Genomic DNA, 16,747 nt, shown 5'->3' on the forward strand with positions numbered 1-16,747 from the left:
ACACTATTTCTCTTACTCATAGTGGACTCCTCCCCTTATGACTAAATTGTACTCCTACTAAATTTAGGTGTCCAAATTAGTAAGGGGGCTAAAAAGATATATTTTTGGAAATGTCCCATATCCACATTTAAACGGGCATAAAGACCTTTCAGCGAGCAAATATTTTTAAAAAATAGCAAGAATTTCTAATAAAAGCGTAATTTCTTAAAAAAATAACACGATTTTTCTTTAAAAATAATAATTTTCATTAAAAAAGAGGGGTTATTTTTAAAAAATGAGCTATTTTTTTAAAAAAAAGAGCCGAAACAGATCATGCCAAAGAAAAACTCAATTAAAAAAGTGTCATGTATAACTTTAAAAAAACTGCTGATACTACCAACAGGGACTTGTAGCTCAACGCTTAGAGCAACTAGCAGTTACAACGTAAACTGTTATGTCTTTTGTGGGTTGGAATCCCATCAAGTCCCATAATCCCTTCAAAATAGGAAAAGCAGGGATGTCTTTAATAAGACCCCTGCTCCTCATTTATTGCCCCTGCCAAGGAATTTTATTTTAACACATTTCCTATGATATTGGATAGAATCGCGACTTACCCGCGCAGGTTATAAACAAGCAAAACGCTCCATCTTTATCCAAGTGTCTCTGATTCCAATTTAAACCCTTCCAAAATCACATCTTCATCAATCTCCAGCAATAAACACCTTTTTCCCTGAAACATAATATATTTTACTTTGTTTAGTTCTTTCGGGTTGATCGACACATCTGCTACGCTCGTATTGATTTTAATCTTTTTTGGAATTAAACTAGTTGCTTTAAATTCATGTTTTTCATCATCGACGATAGCTTTAAAGGCGTGCTCAACCCTCGCGGTATCTACATTCTCGACCCCGCTTACTGTTAAAATCCGTTCAACGTCCTTATAATCCAACATAGGAGATTCGCTTTCTTCATTCTCTTTACTCTCCTGGACCATCTTATCAATTTCCTCATAAACATTGGAAATGACTCTAGTATCCACTTCGTCACCGACTACATTTACTAAGATCTGTTCGAAGCAGTCCTTGTTCTCCAAAGCCGTAATAAAGCCTTCACAATTGAGTACATCTAAAACAAACGTTTCATCCGGTTGATTCACTTTGCCGGCACAGTAAAGAATATGGTTTACATCAGCAGCGTTGTCATTAAATGCAGGAAACAAAAAACCGGACAACGGAGATGCTAAATTAATAATCGGATCAAAGGCATTATTTGGTTTGAATTCCTTCTCGATATAATCAAACAGCAAGGCCTTTTTCGGTTGATCGATTTTGTTTTGACTGCAAAGGATAAATTCGTTGGAATAAACTTCATCATCCCCGCCCTCTTCGGATTCCTGGTTGCGCTTCTTTGTTGGTTTTCGATATTCGCCACGGATAAACGTTACCATCGTATCAAATTCATAAACAGTATTTGCATACATCTTCTCAACCATTTGCAGCATGTTTCCAATCCAATCTTCGGTTGAATCCAGTCGTAATCCTTCATAAAGAATGGTTTGTGCACTTCCTTCTACATCCCGTCTGAATTTCAGCTCAAACAATTTTGTATCGAGATCGCCTGTTAAAACCTTTTTAAAGTTTGTTAAAAACAATTCTTGTGCTTCTTTTTCTAGCATTTCAAACGGTTGACAAACATGATGGTAAATTTCACCTGATTCTTTTTTAACATAAACATTAAAGATTTCTCGAATGTTCATGAGTGCATTTTCTAACTTAAATTGCTTGCGGATATTTGCGATGTCTTGTTTATTCATATATCTCAACTCCCACTCATGATTATACTGTTCAGAAAAAGAAATAGTAATACTTGATATTTTTTTGATTTTAATAGCAAGCATTCTTCTTACTGATAAAAACATAAACAGTATAAGAAAATAACTCATTGGTGCAATTATGTCACATTCCACATCGGTGCCACTTCTTACGAATCTTTCACTATAAATTGCTATCAATACCCCTCATTGGTGCTACTTTTTACAAATCTCTCACTATTATTTGCTAGCAATGAACTCTGTTGGACTAATAAATTGGGGATTCTTTTTATATTTTGTATGATAGGGGAAAAGGGTTTGGTCACATAATCGTTTGCACCAAGTTTGAACCCGGTTAGTTGGTCCGTTTCTTCCGCTTTTGCCGTTAGCATGATAACCGGAACGGCTGAGATTTTTTTGATCTCTTTTAAAACTTCCCATCCATCCCTTTGCGGCATCATAACGTCCAGGATAATAAGGTCAATTTTATGCCTATACTCAATAAAAAGATCAAATGCCTGCTTCCCATCGGCAGCAGTCAACACACCAAAGCCGGAATTTAATAAGAAGTCGGAAACAAGCTTACTAAGTCTCATTTCATCATCTGCAACAAGTATCAATGGTTTTTTCACAGTATGACCCTTTCATAGATAGTCTTTATTTATATCAATACCAATAAATTGTGATGAAACTGTGATGAGAGTATGAATGAATTATTACGTATTTCCTTTTCGTAAAAAAAAGAATGAGCTCTTTAACATTAGAACCCATTCCTGATTATCGTTATTATTTTCCGCCGAGCACATTGTCCATCCTCTTTAGCTTCCGATAAATAACCGATCGGTCTATTCCTAATTTTTTTGCAGCTTCTGTTGCATTTCCATTAAACGTATCAAGGACATGTTGAATATAACGTCCCTCAACAATTGCCGTAAAATCTTTTAATGAACAGTTTTTTTCCATATTGCTCTTAATAAAGTGATCAATCGCAAACCAATCGGTAACAGTTTCTTCTTTAGACTGCTGTATACTTTCCTGATTCGTTACGACAAGGCGTTCAATATAATTGCGAAGCTCTCTGGCATTACCCGGCCAATCACATTTAAGCATTTTATGAAACTCATCTGCACTTAGAATCAGCTTTTCACCATATTTTTGGTTAAATTCAGCTAGGAAATACGAGATTAAGCCGACAAGGTCTAATTTCCGATTTCGAAGTGGTGGAATATGAATCGGGATTACATTAATCCGATAATATAAATCCTCACGAAATGCACCTTTCTTGACCAGCTTCCATAAATCCCGATTCGTTGCCGCGATAATCCGGCAATTTATTGGAATATTACGGATCCCGCCAACTCGTCTTACTTCATTATTATCAATGACCCTCAGCAATTTTGCTTGCAGGTCTAATGGCATTTCAGCTATTTCGTCTAAAAATAAAACCCCATCATTGGCCAGCTCAATAATGCCTTTCTTTTCCTCACTTGCACCTGCAAAGGCCCCTTTTTCGTAACCAAACAATTCTTGCTCAAATAAAGAAGGAGGGATAGCAGCACAATTTATGCTGACAAATGGACCTTGCATGCGATCACTTTTTCGATAAATATAACGGGCAACCATTTCTTTTCCTGTTCCTGATTCGCCACATATTAATACTTTACTATCGTAAGAGGCAATTTGATTGCAGACTTTTACAATTTGCTTCATAGCCAAGCTTTCAGCTACAAGGCCGATGTCAGTCCCCTCTTCCTTAGCTTCTTCTTTACTTTTATTACTTTTATTTAATATATTAGGGTCAACATCAAAGATTGGAAATTTACCGTTATATTCATTTGAGGTTGTAACAACAAGCTGTACTTCTCCATCTTTTTGTAAAATAGGAATCGCTGTTGATTTTATATGGAATCCTCGGTTTGTATCTATGGTTCTAGATACTCTTTGTTTCGTTTCGATCGCTTCCATTGTAATGGAACGTTTATAATATCCTGCTTTGACTAAATCTTGGACATTCATTTTCAAAAGTTCATCAAGGGAAATTCCAATTGTCAATGCAGTAAATTCGTTTGATATTAGAATATTTCCTTTTGCATCGGTAACAAATAAAGTAGAAGGCAAATCGTTGATATCTTGAACCCCTGAGTTATTTCTTGTTTTTTCAATCGCTTTTTTCTTCATCTAAGCAACCGCCTCCTGCTATTAATTATTTCTTCATTATAAGGACAAAACTACATTATGACGGTAGATATATTATGACATTTATCTATTAACAACAATTAGCAGTAACACTGTCATAAAAAAGAAGCTGACTTATTAGAGGTCAAACCCCTTATTAAGTCAGCCTCTTTGGCTAAGTCCATTAAACGAATTGCAACTCTTTTTCTTCTACAATGGTTATTTTCCCAAGATTGTTTAACACTTCTTGAGCTTCAGCAAACATGCTGGTAATCATTTCTTCAACCGTCGTGATTTCATTGACTAAACCGCAAATTTGACCAGCCATAACGGAGCCACGATCGGTATCCCCTTCAAATACGGCTTTTCGTAGTGAACCTAATGAAATTTTTTCAAGTTCATCGCGGGATGCATTTTGTCTTTCAAGCTCCTGGAACTCAGCAATCATGCTGTTTTTAATGCTACGTACTGGTCCACCAAGACTTCGGCCAGTAACAGTCGTGCTTGTATCATCAGCATTGACAACCGCTAATTTGAAGTTTTCATGCGTCGGACATTCCACTGTTGCTAAGAAGCGTGTTCCTACTTGCACACCTTGTGCACCTAAAGCAAACGCTGCAGCAATTCCACGGCCATCAGCAATACCACCTGCACCAACAACAGGGATAGAGACTGCGCTAACAACTTGAGGTAGAAGCGCCATGGTTGTTGTCTCGCCCACGTGGCCACCAGCTTCGGTTCCTTCAGCAACAATCGCATCTACTCCTAATGCTTCCATCTTTTTAGCGATTTTTACAGAAGGAATGACCGGAATAACCTTAATTCCATGCTCTTTAAAAGTGGCCATGTAAGGAGCTGGTGTACCTGCACCAGTCGTAACGATTTTTACGCCTTCTTCAATAACAACTTCAATTAATTCAGGTATATTATGCATCATAAGCATTAAGTTAACCGCAAATGGCTGGTCGGTAATTTCTTTTGTTTTTCTAATTTCTTCACGCAGGCGGTCAGCAGTCAGGCCACCTGAACCAATGATTCCTAATCCACCAGCATTTGATACAGCACCTGCAAGAGGAGCCATCGCGATTTGGGCCATACCACCCTGGAAAATTGGATATTTAATACCTAATAATTTTGTAATACTCATTGTTCTTACCTCCAATAGTTTAATAATTAAGTGTTAAGCTGCTTTTGAAATATTTGAACCTGTGAGTTGCTTTTTTTCCATCGCTTTAAAGACGAAGGTTAAAGCAAATCCAACAAGTGAAATAACGAGTGCGATATAGAAAGCATTTGTAAATTGTCCACCATTAGCTGCGGCAACCGAATTCGCAATCCTAGGGCCAAAGAACGCTGCACCTGAATATCCGATAAAGGTTACCCCGTAGTTGACACCGTAAAATTTCATACCAAATTTCTCACCGACAATCGACGGGAAGATCCCCATTGTGCCGCCAAAGCATAAGCCGATTCCCACGATGGCAATCGCAAAGCCAGCCACTGAAGTGGAAAGTGCGATGGTTAACATCATGGCAGCAATGACGATGTAGATTACCATTAAACATTTTGTACGGCCGATTTTATCAGAAACGGCACCCCAGAATACACGTCCGGAACAGTTACTTAATGAATATAAACTTACAAATAAGGCCGCTGTTGCTGGTGTTAAACCAAACATCGTTTGTCCGATTACAGAAGCATTTGAGGTAACCATCATTCCAGAAAGTGCACCAATTAAGAATAAACTTGCAATCACGTAAAATATCGGTTTCTTAATCATTTCATTCCAAGCGATGTTGACAGCGCCTTTATTTGCACCTTTAACTGAAGGCGGTGTCCAACCTTGTGGAATATAACCGGCTGGGCAAGCCTTTACAAGTAAACTACTGCCTAAAATGATAATTAAGAAGGTAATTCCTAATTTAATCAGAGCAGATTGTACACCATTGCTCGTAATTAACGCGTTGGCAATAGGGGCAATCACAATCGTACCACCACCATAACCAGCGGTGACAATTCCTGATGCCAGACCTCTTTTATCTGGGAACAACTTAACAGAGTTACCGATTGTTGCAGAGTAAACAATACCCTGTCCAACGCCTGTAATCACTCCATACGTGATATATAACATCCATGGAGCTGTGACTAAGCCTGATAAAATAAATCCTAAGCCAAACATTGAACCACCAAGGATGATTGCAGTTTTGGCACCGCCCTTGTCAACCAGCTTTCCACCCAAGATCATCGGGATAGGTGAAATAGCGGCGTTAATCGTGAATGCCATCATAATTTCCGGCATAGTTGCGTTGAATACTTTGGATAACGGCATTGCAAAAATACTAAAGGCGTAGACGGCCCCTACACAAATATTAATCAAGGTGGAGGCAATAAGAATTTGCCAACGATTAAGCTGAACATTCATGCTTTTTGTTTCCTTCCTATTTTGGATTAGCCGGCAGGATTGTTCATTTAATCCTGCCAACCGATTTTGGACTAGTTTTAGCCTATTGAAACCAACTCGGGTACGTTATTCGTTTCATTTTTCTTCTCAATAACGTCTTTCAATTTCCCCCAATTTTCTTGGAACATTTCCGCATCCATTTCTTTTAGGTCTGCAGAAATGACAGGAGTAAACTCCATTTGGTCTAATACATCCTTCTGTAGGTCGACACCTGGAGCAATTTCTATTAAAGTCACTCGGCCATCCTGTAGTTCAAAAACAGCACGTTCCGTTACATAAACGACTGGCTGATTAATTTTTGAAGCATAGTCGCCACTGAATGTAATTTGTTGCACGTTTTTAATAAATTTCTTTGCTTTACCCTCTTGAAGGATGTGCAATTTCCCAGCTTCTACTTTCACTTGTAGACCACCAGCTGTAAAGGTTCCAGCAAAGACTAGTTTTTTAGCCGATTGAGAGATATTGATGAATCCTCCACATCCAGCTACCCGGGTACCAAATTTGCTTACGTTTACGTTTCCAAATTGATCTGTCTGAGCCAATCCAAGCACGGATAAATCTATCCCGCCTCCATCATAGAAATCAAATTGGGAATCATGGTCGACAATCGCTTCTGAGTTATACGCATGACCGAAGTCCTTCAGCCCGGCCGGAACCCCACCAATCGAACCTGCTTCCGTTGTTAGCATAAGCTGGTCGCTTACTCCTTCTTCAGCAGCGATGCTACCTACGCTTGCTGGGATACCAACACCAAGATTTAAGATCGTATTTGGCAACAGTTCCGCAGCAGAACGGCGAGCAATGATTTTTCGTTCATCAAGTGGCAGTGACTCGATTCCTTCAACCGGTACTTTGACTTGTCCAGAAAAAGCTGGGTTATAATAAGTATTTTCCGTTTGGAAGTGATTTTCCGGTTTAGAAACGACAATGTAATCAACTAGGATGCCCGGTACTTTAATATCCTTTGGATTTAAGGTGCCGTTTTTTGCTACCGTTTCAACTTGAGCAATAACGATACCGCCTGAATTATGAACGGCTTGGGCAACTGGTAATACCTCCATGTGCAGGCCTTCTTTTTCAAGCGTTAAGTTGCCGTTTTCATCTGCTACTGTTCCACGAATTAACCCAACCTGTATCGGAAAAGATTTATAGAATAACCATTCGTCCCCTTCAATTTCAATTACTTTGACAATATCTTCTTTCGTAGAAGGAGACATCTTTCCTCCTTCAACGCGAGGGTCTACAAATGTTCCCATTCCTACTTTCGTAATCACACCGGGGCGTTTTGCTGCAATTTCACGATATAACTGTGTAATGACCCCTTGTGGAAGGTTGTAGGCTTCACATTTATCTTCTTCAATTAACTTCGCCATGCCCGGGGAGGCAATTGCAATCCCGCCAATCCAGCGTTTAACTAGTCCTTCATAACCTAAGTGACTCATCCCTTTATCACGGCGATTCCCAACTGCACTTGAGTGCATGACAGTTAAATTTTTTGGGTGACCACTTTGCAGGAACCGTTCTTCAATTGAGATTCCCATTTCTTCTGCCCAGCAAGATAATCCAAAACCAGTTGCTGCAACAGTATCTCCATCCTTGATCAACTCGGCAGCTTTCGATGCTGAAATTACTTTTGACATCCTAGTTCACTCCTTGGATATAGTAAATAGATTCACAAAATAAACTTTAAGATTGGCCATTATGAAGGAATACACATAAAGTTTGTGAACCTATTCACAATGGTGACTAAAAAAATATTTTGAAAGACTTGGTGTGTTAAATTTTGTGCTTGTGAATCATTTCACTAACATCCTATGACAAAAAAAATAGAGCGTCAATCATGCTCATGGTGGTCAAAATCTGCTTTAAAGTAGTGGTTTTTTTGCAACTATTAGTATCATTCATTGACCATGACATACGTTTTTTTTTACATGAAGAAATAACAATATTCTATTTATCAATCCCGAATACCTCATTGTTCAATTCAAATTAGTTCTTATAAATCAAGGAATGATTGAGTTGTTGTAAAATAGCAACAGATTTAATCAGTACCACTCTTGTATTTTCCTGAAATTCACAAAAATAAAATTAAAAAGGAAAAACAAAAGGTAGAAAAAATTTTTAAAAAAATTTTTTCTACCTTTTGTTTTATGAATGTTGCATTAATACCACAACACATTGTTACTACCATGAATAAAAAAACTCCACCACTAGATTGTCTAATGGTGGAGTTTTTTAAGTAAGTTTACATATTATGTCCCATGTTTGGCATTTCAGTTACGATCGTTGGATCAACCATTCCAGCGATCATCGCAACGTGTGCCAATACTAAAAACAAACCTACAAAAAATGCGTGAACTTTTAGTTTTCCTTCTTGGGATTTGTTTCTGTAAATAATATTTAAATCTAAAAGTGCCATACCAAGCAACGGAACGATACCTAAAAGGTAAAAGCCTACAGCTACAACATCGATCCATCCATGCCACTCACCCGCTTGTGTAATCGGAATGACTGCATTAAATAATAGATAGAAGAAAATACCAGTAAAATAAAGTCCAACAAAAATTGATGTAATTTTGTTTACCAATCGTAATTTCCCATTTAAATTCCTAGTAAATAAGATTGCTAACTCCGTAACCGCAATGGTTTCGGCGCAGATAACCGGAATGGCCATAAAAATAATCAAATTCCAAGGCTGATTATCGGCTAATAAGCCCATATAATGTGTCATGTTCATTTCTAACATCCTCCTAAAAACACTTATGATGCATTTCTGTTAGATTATAGAAAATAGTTATGAAGATTAGATGTAGAAAGAGTGACAGAAACGTGTCTAAAAAAACCTATCATCTTATAAGAGACGACAGGCTTTATCTATTGGTGACCCGTGTTGGAATGCAAAAGAGTTTACAGTAACTAGTAAGGGCTATTGGCGACCCCATTTGTAATAAGAAAGAGATTTCGGTAACTAATAATTTCAAAAAAATCAACAGAATAGTATAACATGAAAAAAAAAGACTCCGAATATTTTCGAGGTCTTTTATTGCTCATAGTAGGATTTCGTATCTTGAAATTACCCTTCAAGCTTAAAACGTTATTGATTCAGGCGCCGATTTCTGTAATTTGTTCTCATCTAATTTTACGAGCCTTGGAACACTCGATGAAATATCAAGTTTGTAGTTATCTATGATATCCAACAAATGTTTCATTATCTCTTCTTGAGTGGGATCAGGAGTTCTATCAGGTACATCTAATTGTGTGATATGTTCTCCCGGTTTTAATACTTTACTAATTTGCAGACCGTTTGGAGGGGCCGCCAGATTAATAATTATTCCTTCTTTATCGTGAATTACGACTAAATGCATCTTGATTTCCTCCCAATTTTTGTTATGGTCCTACTGTACTTACCATAATGTAAAAACTTCTTAAGGTAACATTTCCAAAATTACGCATTCTGACTCCGATTAATGTTTCTCCAGGGGTTCTGTTTTCTACCCTAAGTTCCTGAACAACTATCACGCTATGTCTACCTACAAGAACAGGCTCATGTGCGTGGGCAGTTACAGTAATAGTTGAGTTTCGATATGCATCCGCAGGGCCTAATATCCAATCTTCATCAGCACCCGGATCCCACCTTCTCCCTGCAACAGGAACTGGGGGTGTAAATATAACATTAGCCATTCTCGTACTCCTTTCATTGTTCAAGTCCTAATGTAACTTGTATCATGAAACACATTGAAAATTTATGTTAAAATGGAAATATTTAGAACCTAAAGATAAACCATCGAAAATCTCTATTAATCTACTATTATTATTTGGGTTGGTATGAGGGGCATAAATATGAGCCTATTACCCTGGTTGAAACTGAAATGCAAGTGCAGTTGGTGTTTGAGGAATTTATCTGTGCAAGGGGTGTGCTTTATGGCAAAAATTATTAAATGTGAGTTACCGACAAATTCCTTATTAGGCAAGTATCCTAATCAATACATAGATGCTTATCAAGGTACCTTCATCAGCGAGAAAGAAGTAACAGTTGAACAGATAACTTTAGCTTTTTTTTATACATCACCACAATGGATAAACACACTATTAAAACTTAGGAACTTTATAGTTAAAGCATTTGGATTAAAGGGATCGAATGTTGATGTTAGATATATAAAGAATTCAACTGTTAAAGTAGGACAATCTTTTGGTTTATTTAAAGTATTTGAAATGAATCAAAGAGAAATAGTTTTAGGTGAGGATGACAAGCATTTGAATTTTCGTGTTTCTATTTATTTAGAACAAATAGAGAAACAGTCAAATTTAATTATTTCAACCACAGTTAATTATCACAATACTTTGGGAAAAATATACTTCCTATTGATTAAGCCCTTTCATAAGATTGTTGTAAAGACAATGTTAATAATGATGTTAAAATCATTTCATACTTCGTAAAATAAAAAAATAGCCTTTCAGAATTGAAAACGGCTATTTTTAAAGACTAAGCAATTTCATAATTTTCAATTAGGACTTCATTAATTACATTGCATCGGGGATCCCATCACCATTACCATCGACACTTCCCCCTCCTCCGGGGCAAGGACAATTAATATTGATGACTGAACGACTTTGTGGGGCTGCAGCAGTTTTTGCGTTCATGACAGCTTCAGCCATCTTAGGATTATTGATTACTACTTTCCCTGTTTCGTCAATGGTTATTTCTTCAGGGGTGAAGTTAACCCCAAAAAGTTTTTCACTCATTACTCATTCCTCCTAAGAATGTTAAATCGGATTACATGGACAATTGATATTTATAACAGGTCTCCGCCGCCGGGTTGAAACCGCGCTCTTAACTGCTTCAGCCACCTTAGGATTACTGATTATTACTTTCCCTGTTTCATCAATGGTAATTTCTTCAGGTAAGAAGTCCACTCCAAATAGTTCGCTCATTTCTCTTTCCTCCATTTAAAAAAATTTTTTACACTCCTATTTTTCATGAATCTAGGGTATTTTATGTAGTGCCTAGAACACTTAACGGACACTTCAAAGCAGCGGAATCTAATGTGACCAACCCTTTTACCCATGGAGATAAACGTTTCGAATTTATTTCAAGAGTCCCATCTGAGCGTAATAATCCTATATAATTCCTAGGATCATTTAACGCTACAGTACATTTACCTATTTTCCCATCAGCACGAATAATCAAAGAGTTCGGCTGTGAAGCATAGCAAACTGGAAATGTTTCTTCATGATCAACTAACTCATTTTCATACAGTTTACGGTTAAGCATTTTGAGAGCTACTTTCTTTTCTTCAGGTGACATAATTTTAATATTTGCATCGTTGGGCCCACCTAATTGTTCGATTGACTTGAAGATTACAGAAAAACGAGTATCTTTTATAAACTCGTTACGGATATCCTCTATTAATGGATCTAGTTGTGCAAAAGTCTCAGAATCATAATGGACCCGAAGCGTAATCGTAACAGGTTCTTTACTATTTCGAATGGCTAATAGGTTTTCCCATATTCGATCGAAAGTGCCTTTACCATCTGCTCGTAACCGACTACGGTTATGTAGCTCACGAGGACCATCGAGTGTGATTTGGTAATCAAGCACACCTGCCTTGGTTAACTTAGATAGCATAGAAGGTGTTAAAAAATAGGCATTAGTCGTCATACTACCACGGTAATTTAATCCAGAATGCACTTTTGCTAAGGCTGAGGCATGGGCAGAAATGTCAAGAACGATGTCCTTAGCAACTAGTGGCTCCCCGCCAAACCATGATAGATGCAATTCCTCAAGTTCTGGAGAACGTCTATCTAGGAAAGCTTTTATTCCTTTAATTGTTTCATCAGACATTCGACCGATTGTGTAATCTTCATAACAGTACGTACATCTGAAGTTACATTTCTCTGTCGGAAGCAGGATAAGCTCCTGTCTACGATTTGACAAATATGGTGCGATCCTTGATTCAATATTGGGAATTGCCATAGAATCTCTCACACCTCCTATTTCCATATTTTTACATAAATATCTTTACCTAAATAACCGAACTTATTCGTTAAACCCAGAAAAATATAAAAAAGAAGCTACCCCACATATTGGGCAGCTTCCTTGAGTAAAATTAACGCTAACTTAGCGCAATACAAATATTTTTTGCTTCTGTGAAAAATTCCAAACTATGATGACCACCTTCTCGGCCAATCCCGCTTTTCTTAAATCCGCCAAATGGAGCTCGTAAATCACGAACAAACCAACAATTCACCCAAATTGTACCAGCTCGAACATGATGAGAAATTCGATGTGCTCGTTGTAAGTTTTCTGTCCATACAACACCGTTAAGTCCATACTCAGTGTCATTCGCTATTTTTAATGCCTCTTCCTCGGTATCAAACGGAATCAAGGTCACAATTGGTCCGAAGATTTCTTCTTGGCATATCCTCGCCTGATGATTTTCTTGCACATAGACCGTTGGCTCTAAATAATAGCCATTTTGTAAATAATCAGGTAGTTGCGGGCGTTTGCCTCCACATACCAAAGTAGCATTTTCTTCTTTTGCTACCTCAAGATAGCTGATTACCTTGTTATAATGCGCTTCACTGACAACTGGGCCCATTTTTGTATCCTCATTTTGGGGATCCCCAACTATTAACTCCATTGCCGCCTTCTTGAACCTTTCTAAAAATTCATCAAAGATGGTTCGTTGGACTAAAATTCTCGATCCTGCCAAACAAACCTGTCCGGAATTCATGAAGGCTGCTTGAATCGAAACGGGAATCGCTTTATCGAGATTGGCATCCTCAAAAACGATATTAGCTGCCTTGCCGCCAAGCTCAAACGACACTTTTTTCAATGAATCAGCACCATTTTTCATAATCCTTTTTCCAGTAGATGTTGAGCCGGTAAAGGAAATTAAATCCACTTCAGGATGAGTCGTTAAGGCAGTGCCAACAACACTCCCCAATCCATGCACAACATTGACAACCCCATCTGGAATGCCTGCTTCCTTAGCAATTTCACCAAGCAATGATACCGATAGAGGCGTTGTCTCCGCTGGCTTTATAACCGCGGTGTTTCCCGCTGCAAGACACGGTCCGAGCTTCCAGGTTGTCAGCATAAACGGAACATTCCAAGGTGTAATCAATGCAGCCACGCCCACAGGTTCATAGCGAGTATAGTTGAGGTACGCCTCTTCCATTGGATAAACTTCCCCGCCCTGTTTTTCAATGAAATCGGCGAAAAATTTGATATTATTTGCCGCTCGGGGAACTTCATGGTGGACAGTCGAAAGATATGGTTTCCCGACATCCATTGCATCCAATCGGGCAATTTCTTCTTTTCGTTCTAAAATAATCTCCGCCATGCGACGTAGCTTGGCACAACGTTCCGCCACAGTCATCGTCCGCCACGGACCTTGCTCAAACGCATCACGGGCAGCGCGGCAGGCTTTATCCACATCTGCTTCCGTTGCCGCACTTACCTGTGCAATCAATTCCTGAGTTGCTGGATTTTTCACCGCAAATGTTGCACCGTTGCTTGCTTTTACATATTTACCATTAATATAAAGGTCAACTTCCCTTACCCCAGTCTGTACTTCCATCATTTCGCTACCTCATTTCTTTTTTTTACAGACTCACCAGCAATTCCCCAATGCTCAGGTTCCAACTCATTGATCATGACACGAATACTTCCGACCGGAGCTTCTAAAACATCAGCAACCGTAGCTGTTACTTCACGAATCAAGCTTTCTTTCTTTTCTGGTGAACGCCCTTTTAGAATATTGATTTGAATAAACGGCATAGCCAGCACTCCCTTTCTTATTCGGTAAAAACAGCTTCGACTGAGCCAATTCCATCAAAACTTGCAGTAAATTGGTCACCCGGTGCAATCGATACAGCTCCTGATAAAGATCCGCTTAACACCACTTCTCCCGGCTTAATGCTCTGTCCAATTTTATAAAGCCTATTAGCCATCCATGCAACCGCTCGGGCAGGATGCCCCATAACCGCAGCGCCAGCGCCGGTAGAAACAACTTCTCCGTTTTTCTTAAACACCATGCCCATTAGCTTTAGGTCCACTTGATCGGGTGCATAGAAACGATCACCAATAATAAATCTAGCTGATGACGAATTATCGGCAACAGCGTCCGCTAACGTAAAGCTAAAGCCATGGAATCTGCTGTCGATGATTTCAATTGCCGGGGCGATAAATTCTGTAGCTGCAAGAACATCCGCTACTGATACGGATGGACCCTTTACTTCCTTATTAAAAATAAACGCAATCTCTGGCTCTGCTTTAGCATGTATCAAAGGCGAAAGAGAGATTGGCTCCCCATCAAACATCTGCATACTTTCAAGCAAAACACCGTATGAAGGCTCATGAACGCCCATCATGATTTGCTTTGCCTTACTTGTCAGGCCGAGTTTTCGACCCACTCTTTTCGTCTGTTCCTCTTTGCATTTAATTTCAATTAATTCTTCCTGAACTTGATAAGCTAAAGCTTCATCTAATTCTGGATAACGGTCGACAAATCGATTGACCGGTGTTTTATGTCTTTCTGCCAGAAACAATTCCTTAGCAATCTGAGCAATTACATCCGTTTTAATCATTGATTATCACCCGCTTCATTTTGACTTTTAAAGGAGACAGACACCGAACCGATGTGAGCAAATTCAGCGGTAAAGGAATCATTGTGCTCAGCTGCAACGGCTGCTGTTAACGCACCGGATAAAACGACTTCCCCCGCTTTTAACCAAACATCATATTTTGCTAACGAGTTTGCCAACCATGCTACTGCACGTAGTGGATTTCCCAGAACGGCCGCACCCGCTGCCGAATCAAAATATTCTCCGTTTTTATAAACCACCATTCCAATATTTGTTAAATCTATATTCTCAAGGCTAGTTGGATTTCCACCGAGGATCGCCCCAGCGGATGAACCGTTATCCGCAACCGTATCTTCAAATTTAATATTCCAATTCTCGATTCGACTATCAATCACTTCAATGGCCGGTACAATATAATCTGTGGCATCAACTACATCCAAGATTGATACATTTGGACCTTTTAAATCCTTCTTTAAGACAAACGCAATCTCAAATTCTACTTTCGGTTGGAGATACCGGTCAAGCGAAAGGGTGTCCCCATCCAAAAACATCATGTCATCCAATAAATGGCCATAATCAGGTTGGTCTACCTGGAACATTTGTTGAATTGCTTTACTAGTCGCACCAATTTTTTTACCAACAATAATCGCTCCGTCCCCCACTTTTCGGCGTATTTGCTCCAATTGAATGGAATACGCTTCATCGACGGTAATAGCAGGACTGGTTACTGTTAATGGTTTTATCGGCTGCTTCGTTTTCTCTGCTGCCAATAAATCGCTCGCAGCAGCTTGTATGCTCACCTTCACTTTGAAATCCCCCCGACCGATATAGTCATGCTAAAATCCTTTCATTTATGAATTGGAATAAGCATGTTTTTTGCCATTTGCCAATTGATTGTGGAGACGTTTGTTCCATTGAATTCTGATCGTTTCATTTTCAGAAAATATGGATGGAAATCCGTTTAAATATTGAAGAGTAAGCTTCCCATTGTTAACAAAAGCGCTCCATTCCGATGACCCATTTCGATTCTGTAAAGTTACCTCATACTCGCCACCAGCCGGCAGTAAATAATAAGGATTAACCTTTATCTCCAAGATGTCTTTATCAAATATGACTCTACCTTCCAATTGATAGGAAGCACCTAAGTAGTCTGGGATTTTTTCCACCTCTCCTGATAAAATCAATCCTCTTATCAGAGTGGAACTGATTTTCTGTCCAGAATATGCTAGTTTCCGCACCTTTATTGCTTCAAGCTGTCCATCCGAATCTGCTTTAATGCGATCCATATTTCCTTCCCCACGGCAGCCATAACTAAAATCAAAACCAGCAACAACTACTTTTGCGCCAAACTCAAGCAGGTAATCATATACAAATTGCTTTGGAGATAACGCAGCAAATTCTCGATTGAAATGAACATGATAAAAAATATCTGCCCCCATTTGTTTACAAATGTTTTGCTTTTCAGTTGGGGGCATTAAATATGGGACGACTTTTCTCCCATTGGATAGTACTTCCTTCGGGTGTGGAAAGAAACTCATAATCGCGAAAGGGAGCATCTTCTCTTTGGCGATTTTTCTAGCTTCTTTAATCACACGCTGATGCCCCAAATGAATTCCGTCAAAGAAGCCCAGTGCCATTAAACATGGCTTGGTTGATTTAAGAGCTATTTCGCGATTGTCCGGTAACACATGAATGACCTCCAAGAAAGCTCCCTCCCACAGATAAAAATATAA

The 16,747-nt window shown here is 38.8% G+C and carries 17 protein-coding genes, 1 tRNA gene and 1 pseudogene; 2 read left to right on the forward strand and 17 right to left on the reverse strand.

Annotation, left to right across the window (positions count from 1 at the left end):
- Positions 1 to 382 precede the first annotated feature (382 nt).
- Positions 383 to 467, forward strand: a tRNA-OTHER gene (locus ACI48O_RS09850).
- A gap of 161 nt (positions 468 to 628) precedes the next feature.
- Here ACI48O_RS09850 and ACI48O_RS09855 read toward each other — a convergent pair.
- The 9 genes and pseudogenes from ACI48O_RS09855 to ACI48O_RS09895 form a co-directional block, all read right to left on the reverse strand.
- On the reverse strand, positions 629 to 1,792 hold the full coding sequence (locus ACI48O_RS09855; RefSeq protein WP_435561633.1) for a DUF4317 domain-containing protein: 1,164 nt from the start codon (positions 1,790 to 1,792) through the stop codon (positions 629 to 631).
- Positions 1,793 to 2,094: 302 nt separating this feature from the next.
- Positions 2,095 to 2,409 (reverse strand): annotated as a pseudogene (locus tag ACI48O_RS09860) (response regulator); the annotation flags it as partial.
- A gap of 166 nt (positions 2,410 to 2,575) precedes the next feature.
- Positions 2,576 to 3,967: a sigma-54 interaction domain-containing protein gene (locus ACI48O_RS09865; protein WP_435561634.1), complete on the reverse strand. Its 1,392-nt coding sequence runs from the start codon at positions 3,965 to 3,967 to the stop codon at positions 2,576 to 2,578.
- A gap of 181 nt (positions 3,968 to 4,148) precedes the next feature.
- The gene (locus ACI48O_RS09870; RefSeq protein WP_435561635.1) at positions 4,149 to 5,111 is read right to left on the reverse strand and encodes a DUF561 domain-containing protein; all 963 of its coding nucleotides are present in this window, start codon (positions 5,109 to 5,111) and stop codon (positions 4,149 to 4,151) included.
- Between the two features lie 33 nt (positions 5,112 to 5,144).
- Positions 5,145 to 6,386, reverse strand: coding sequence for an L-lactate MFS transporter (locus ACI48O_RS09875; RefSeq protein ID WP_435561636.1), 1,242 nt, complete (start codon positions 6,384 to 6,386; stop codon positions 5,145 to 5,147).
- Between the two features lie 77 nt (positions 6,387 to 6,463).
- Positions 6,464 to 8,065, reverse strand: a complete 1,602-nt coding sequence (locus ACI48O_RS09880; protein ID WP_435561637.1) for an acyl CoA:acetate/3-ketoacid CoA transferase — start codon at positions 8,063 to 8,065, stop codon at positions 6,464 to 6,466.
- A gap of 605 nt (positions 8,066 to 8,670) precedes the next feature.
- Positions 8,671 to 9,162, reverse strand: coding sequence for a DUF6803 family protein (locus ACI48O_RS09885; RefSeq protein WP_435561638.1), 492 nt, complete (start codon positions 9,160 to 9,162; stop codon positions 8,671 to 8,673).
- Positions 9,163 to 9,511: 349 nt separating this feature from the next.
- Complete coding sequence (locus ACI48O_RS09890) at positions 9,512 to 9,790, reverse strand: hypothetical protein (RefSeq protein ID WP_435561639.1); 279 nt, start codon at positions 9,788 to 9,790, stop codon at positions 9,512 to 9,514.
- Between the two features lie 22 nt (positions 9,791 to 9,812).
- Complete coding sequence (locus ACI48O_RS09895) at positions 9,813 to 10,106, reverse strand: hypothetical protein (RefSeq protein WP_435561640.1); 294 nt, start codon at positions 10,104 to 10,106, stop codon at positions 9,813 to 9,815.
- 240 nt (positions 10,107 to 10,346) lie between these two features.
- Between ACI48O_RS09895 and ACI48O_RS09900 the strand changes: the two genes are divergently transcribed.
- Entirely contained in the window at positions 10,347 to 10,862 is a 516-nt protein-coding gene (locus ACI48O_RS09900) for a DUF2867 domain-containing protein (protein ID WP_435561641.1), read from the forward strand.
- 84 nt (positions 10,863 to 10,946) lie between these two features.
- Here ACI48O_RS09900 and ACI48O_RS09905 read toward each other — a convergent pair whose 3' ends face one another.
- The 8 genes from ACI48O_RS09905 to ACI48O_RS09940 form a co-directional block, all read right to left on the reverse strand.
- On the reverse strand, positions 10,947 to 11,168 hold the full coding sequence (locus ACI48O_RS09905) for a hypothetical protein (RefSeq protein WP_435561642.1): 222 nt from the start codon (positions 11,166 to 11,168) through the stop codon (positions 10,947 to 10,949).
- 21 nt (positions 11,169 to 11,189) lie between these two features.
- Positions 11,190 to 11,357 carry a hypothetical protein gene (locus tag ACI48O_RS09910; protein ID WP_435561643.1) on the reverse strand — a complete coding sequence of 56 codons (168 nt, stop codon included), beginning with the start codon at positions 11,355 to 11,357 and terminating at the stop codon, positions 11,190 to 11,192.
- A 61-nt stretch (positions 11,358 to 11,418) separates the two neighbouring features.
- Positions 11,419 to 12,399 carry a radical SAM protein gene (locus tag ACI48O_RS09915; RefSeq protein ID WP_435561644.1) on the reverse strand — a complete coding sequence of 327 codons (981 nt, stop codon included), beginning with the start codon at positions 12,397 to 12,399 and terminating at the stop codon, positions 11,419 to 11,421.
- 139 nt (positions 12,400 to 12,538) lie between these two features.
- Complete coding sequence (locus ACI48O_RS09920; RefSeq protein ID WP_435561645.1) at positions 12,539 to 14,011, reverse strand: aldehyde dehydrogenase; 1,473 nt, start codon at positions 14,009 to 14,011, stop codon at positions 12,539 to 12,541.
- Positions 14,008 to 14,208, reverse strand: coding sequence for a 2-hydroxymuconate tautomerase (locus tag ACI48O_RS09925; protein ID WP_435561646.1), 201 nt, complete (start codon positions 14,206 to 14,208; stop codon positions 14,008 to 14,010). The genes ACI48O_RS09920 and ACI48O_RS09925 overlap by 4 nt, the downstream gene beginning before the upstream one ends.
- A gap of 17 nt (positions 14,209 to 14,225) precedes the next feature.
- Positions 14,226 to 15,017: a 2-keto-4-pentenoate hydratase gene (locus ACI48O_RS09930; protein ID WP_435561647.1), complete on the reverse strand. Its 792-nt coding sequence runs from the start codon at positions 15,015 to 15,017 to the stop codon at positions 14,226 to 14,228.
- Positions 15,014 to 15,814 (reverse strand): 2-keto-4-pentenoate hydratase, encoded by an 801-nt coding sequence (locus ACI48O_RS09935; protein WP_435561767.1) that lies wholly within the window; start codon positions 15,812 to 15,814, stop codon positions 15,014 to 15,016. The genes ACI48O_RS09930 and ACI48O_RS09935 overlap by 4 nt, the downstream gene beginning before the upstream one ends.
- 51 nt (positions 15,815 to 15,865) lie before the next feature.
- Positions 15,866 to 16,717 (reverse strand): FAD synthetase family protein, encoded by an 852-nt coding sequence (locus ACI48O_RS09940; protein WP_435561648.1) that lies wholly within the window; start codon positions 16,715 to 16,717, stop codon positions 15,866 to 15,868.
- Positions 16,718 to 16,747: the final 30 nt, after the last annotated feature.

Origin of the sequence: Neobacillus terrisolis, assembly GCF_051233475.1 — a bacterium.
In the GTDB taxonomy this organism is placed as follows: Bacteria; Bacillota; Bacilli; order Bacillales; family Cytobacillaceae; genus Bacillus_BU.

Bases quoted from the DNA above. Each gene is read 5' to 3' on its own strand.
- ACI48O_RS09855 (WP_435561633.1), bottom strand. From the start codon at position 1,792: ATGAATAAACAAGACATCGCAAATATCCGCAAGCAATTTAAGTTAGAA.
- ACI48O_RS09865 (WP_435561634.1), bottom strand. From the start codon at position 3,967: ATGAAGAAAAAAGCGATTGAAAAAACAAGAAATAACTCAGGGGTTCAA.
- ACI48O_RS09870 (WP_435561635.1), bottom strand. From the start codon at position 5,111: ATGAGTATTACAAAATTATTAGGTATTAAATATCCAATTTTCCAGGGT.
- ACI48O_RS09875 (WP_435561636.1), bottom strand. From the start codon at position 6,386: ATGAATGTTCAGCTTAATCGTTGGCAAATTCTTATTGCCTCCACCTTG.
- ACI48O_RS09880 (WP_435561637.1), bottom strand. From the start codon at position 8,065: ATGTCAAAAGTAATTTCAGCATCGAAAGCTGCCGAGTTGATCAAGGAT.
- ACI48O_RS09885 (WP_435561638.1), bottom strand. From the start codon at position 9,162: ATGAACATGACACATTATATGGGCTTATTAGCCGATAATCAGCCTTGG.
- ACI48O_RS09890 (WP_435561639.1), bottom strand. From the start codon at position 9,790: ATGCATTTAGTCGTAATTCACGATAAAGAAGGAATAATTATTAATCTG.
- ACI48O_RS09895 (WP_435561640.1), bottom strand. From the start codon at position 10,106: ATGGCTAATGTTATATTTACACCCCCAGTTCCTGTTGCAGGGAGAAGG.
- ACI48O_RS09900 (WP_435561641.1), top strand. From the start codon at position 10,347: ATGGCAAAAATTATTAAATGTGAGTTACCGACAAATTCCTTATTAGGC.
- ACI48O_RS09905 (WP_435561642.1), bottom strand. From the start codon at position 11,168: ATGAGTGAAAAACTTTTTGGGGTTAACTTCACCCCTGAAGAAATAACC.
- ACI48O_RS09910 (WP_435561643.1), bottom strand. From the start codon at position 11,357: ATGAGCGAACTATTTGGAGTGGACTTCTTACCTGAAGAAATTACCATT.
- ACI48O_RS09915 (WP_435561644.1), bottom strand. From the start codon at position 12,399: ATGGCAATTCCCAATATTGAATCAAGGATCGCACCATATTTGTCAAAT.
- ACI48O_RS09920 (WP_435561645.1), bottom strand. From the start codon at position 14,011: ATGATGGAAGTACAGACTGGGGTAAGGGAAGTTGACCTTTATATTAAT.
- ACI48O_RS09925 (WP_435561646.1), bottom strand. From the start codon at position 14,208: ATGCCGTTTATTCAAATCAATATTCTAAAAGGGCGTTCACCAGAAAAG.
- ACI48O_RS09930 (WP_435561647.1), bottom strand. From the start codon at position 15,017: ATGATTAAAACGGATGTAATTGCTCAGATTGCTAAGGAATTGTTTCTG.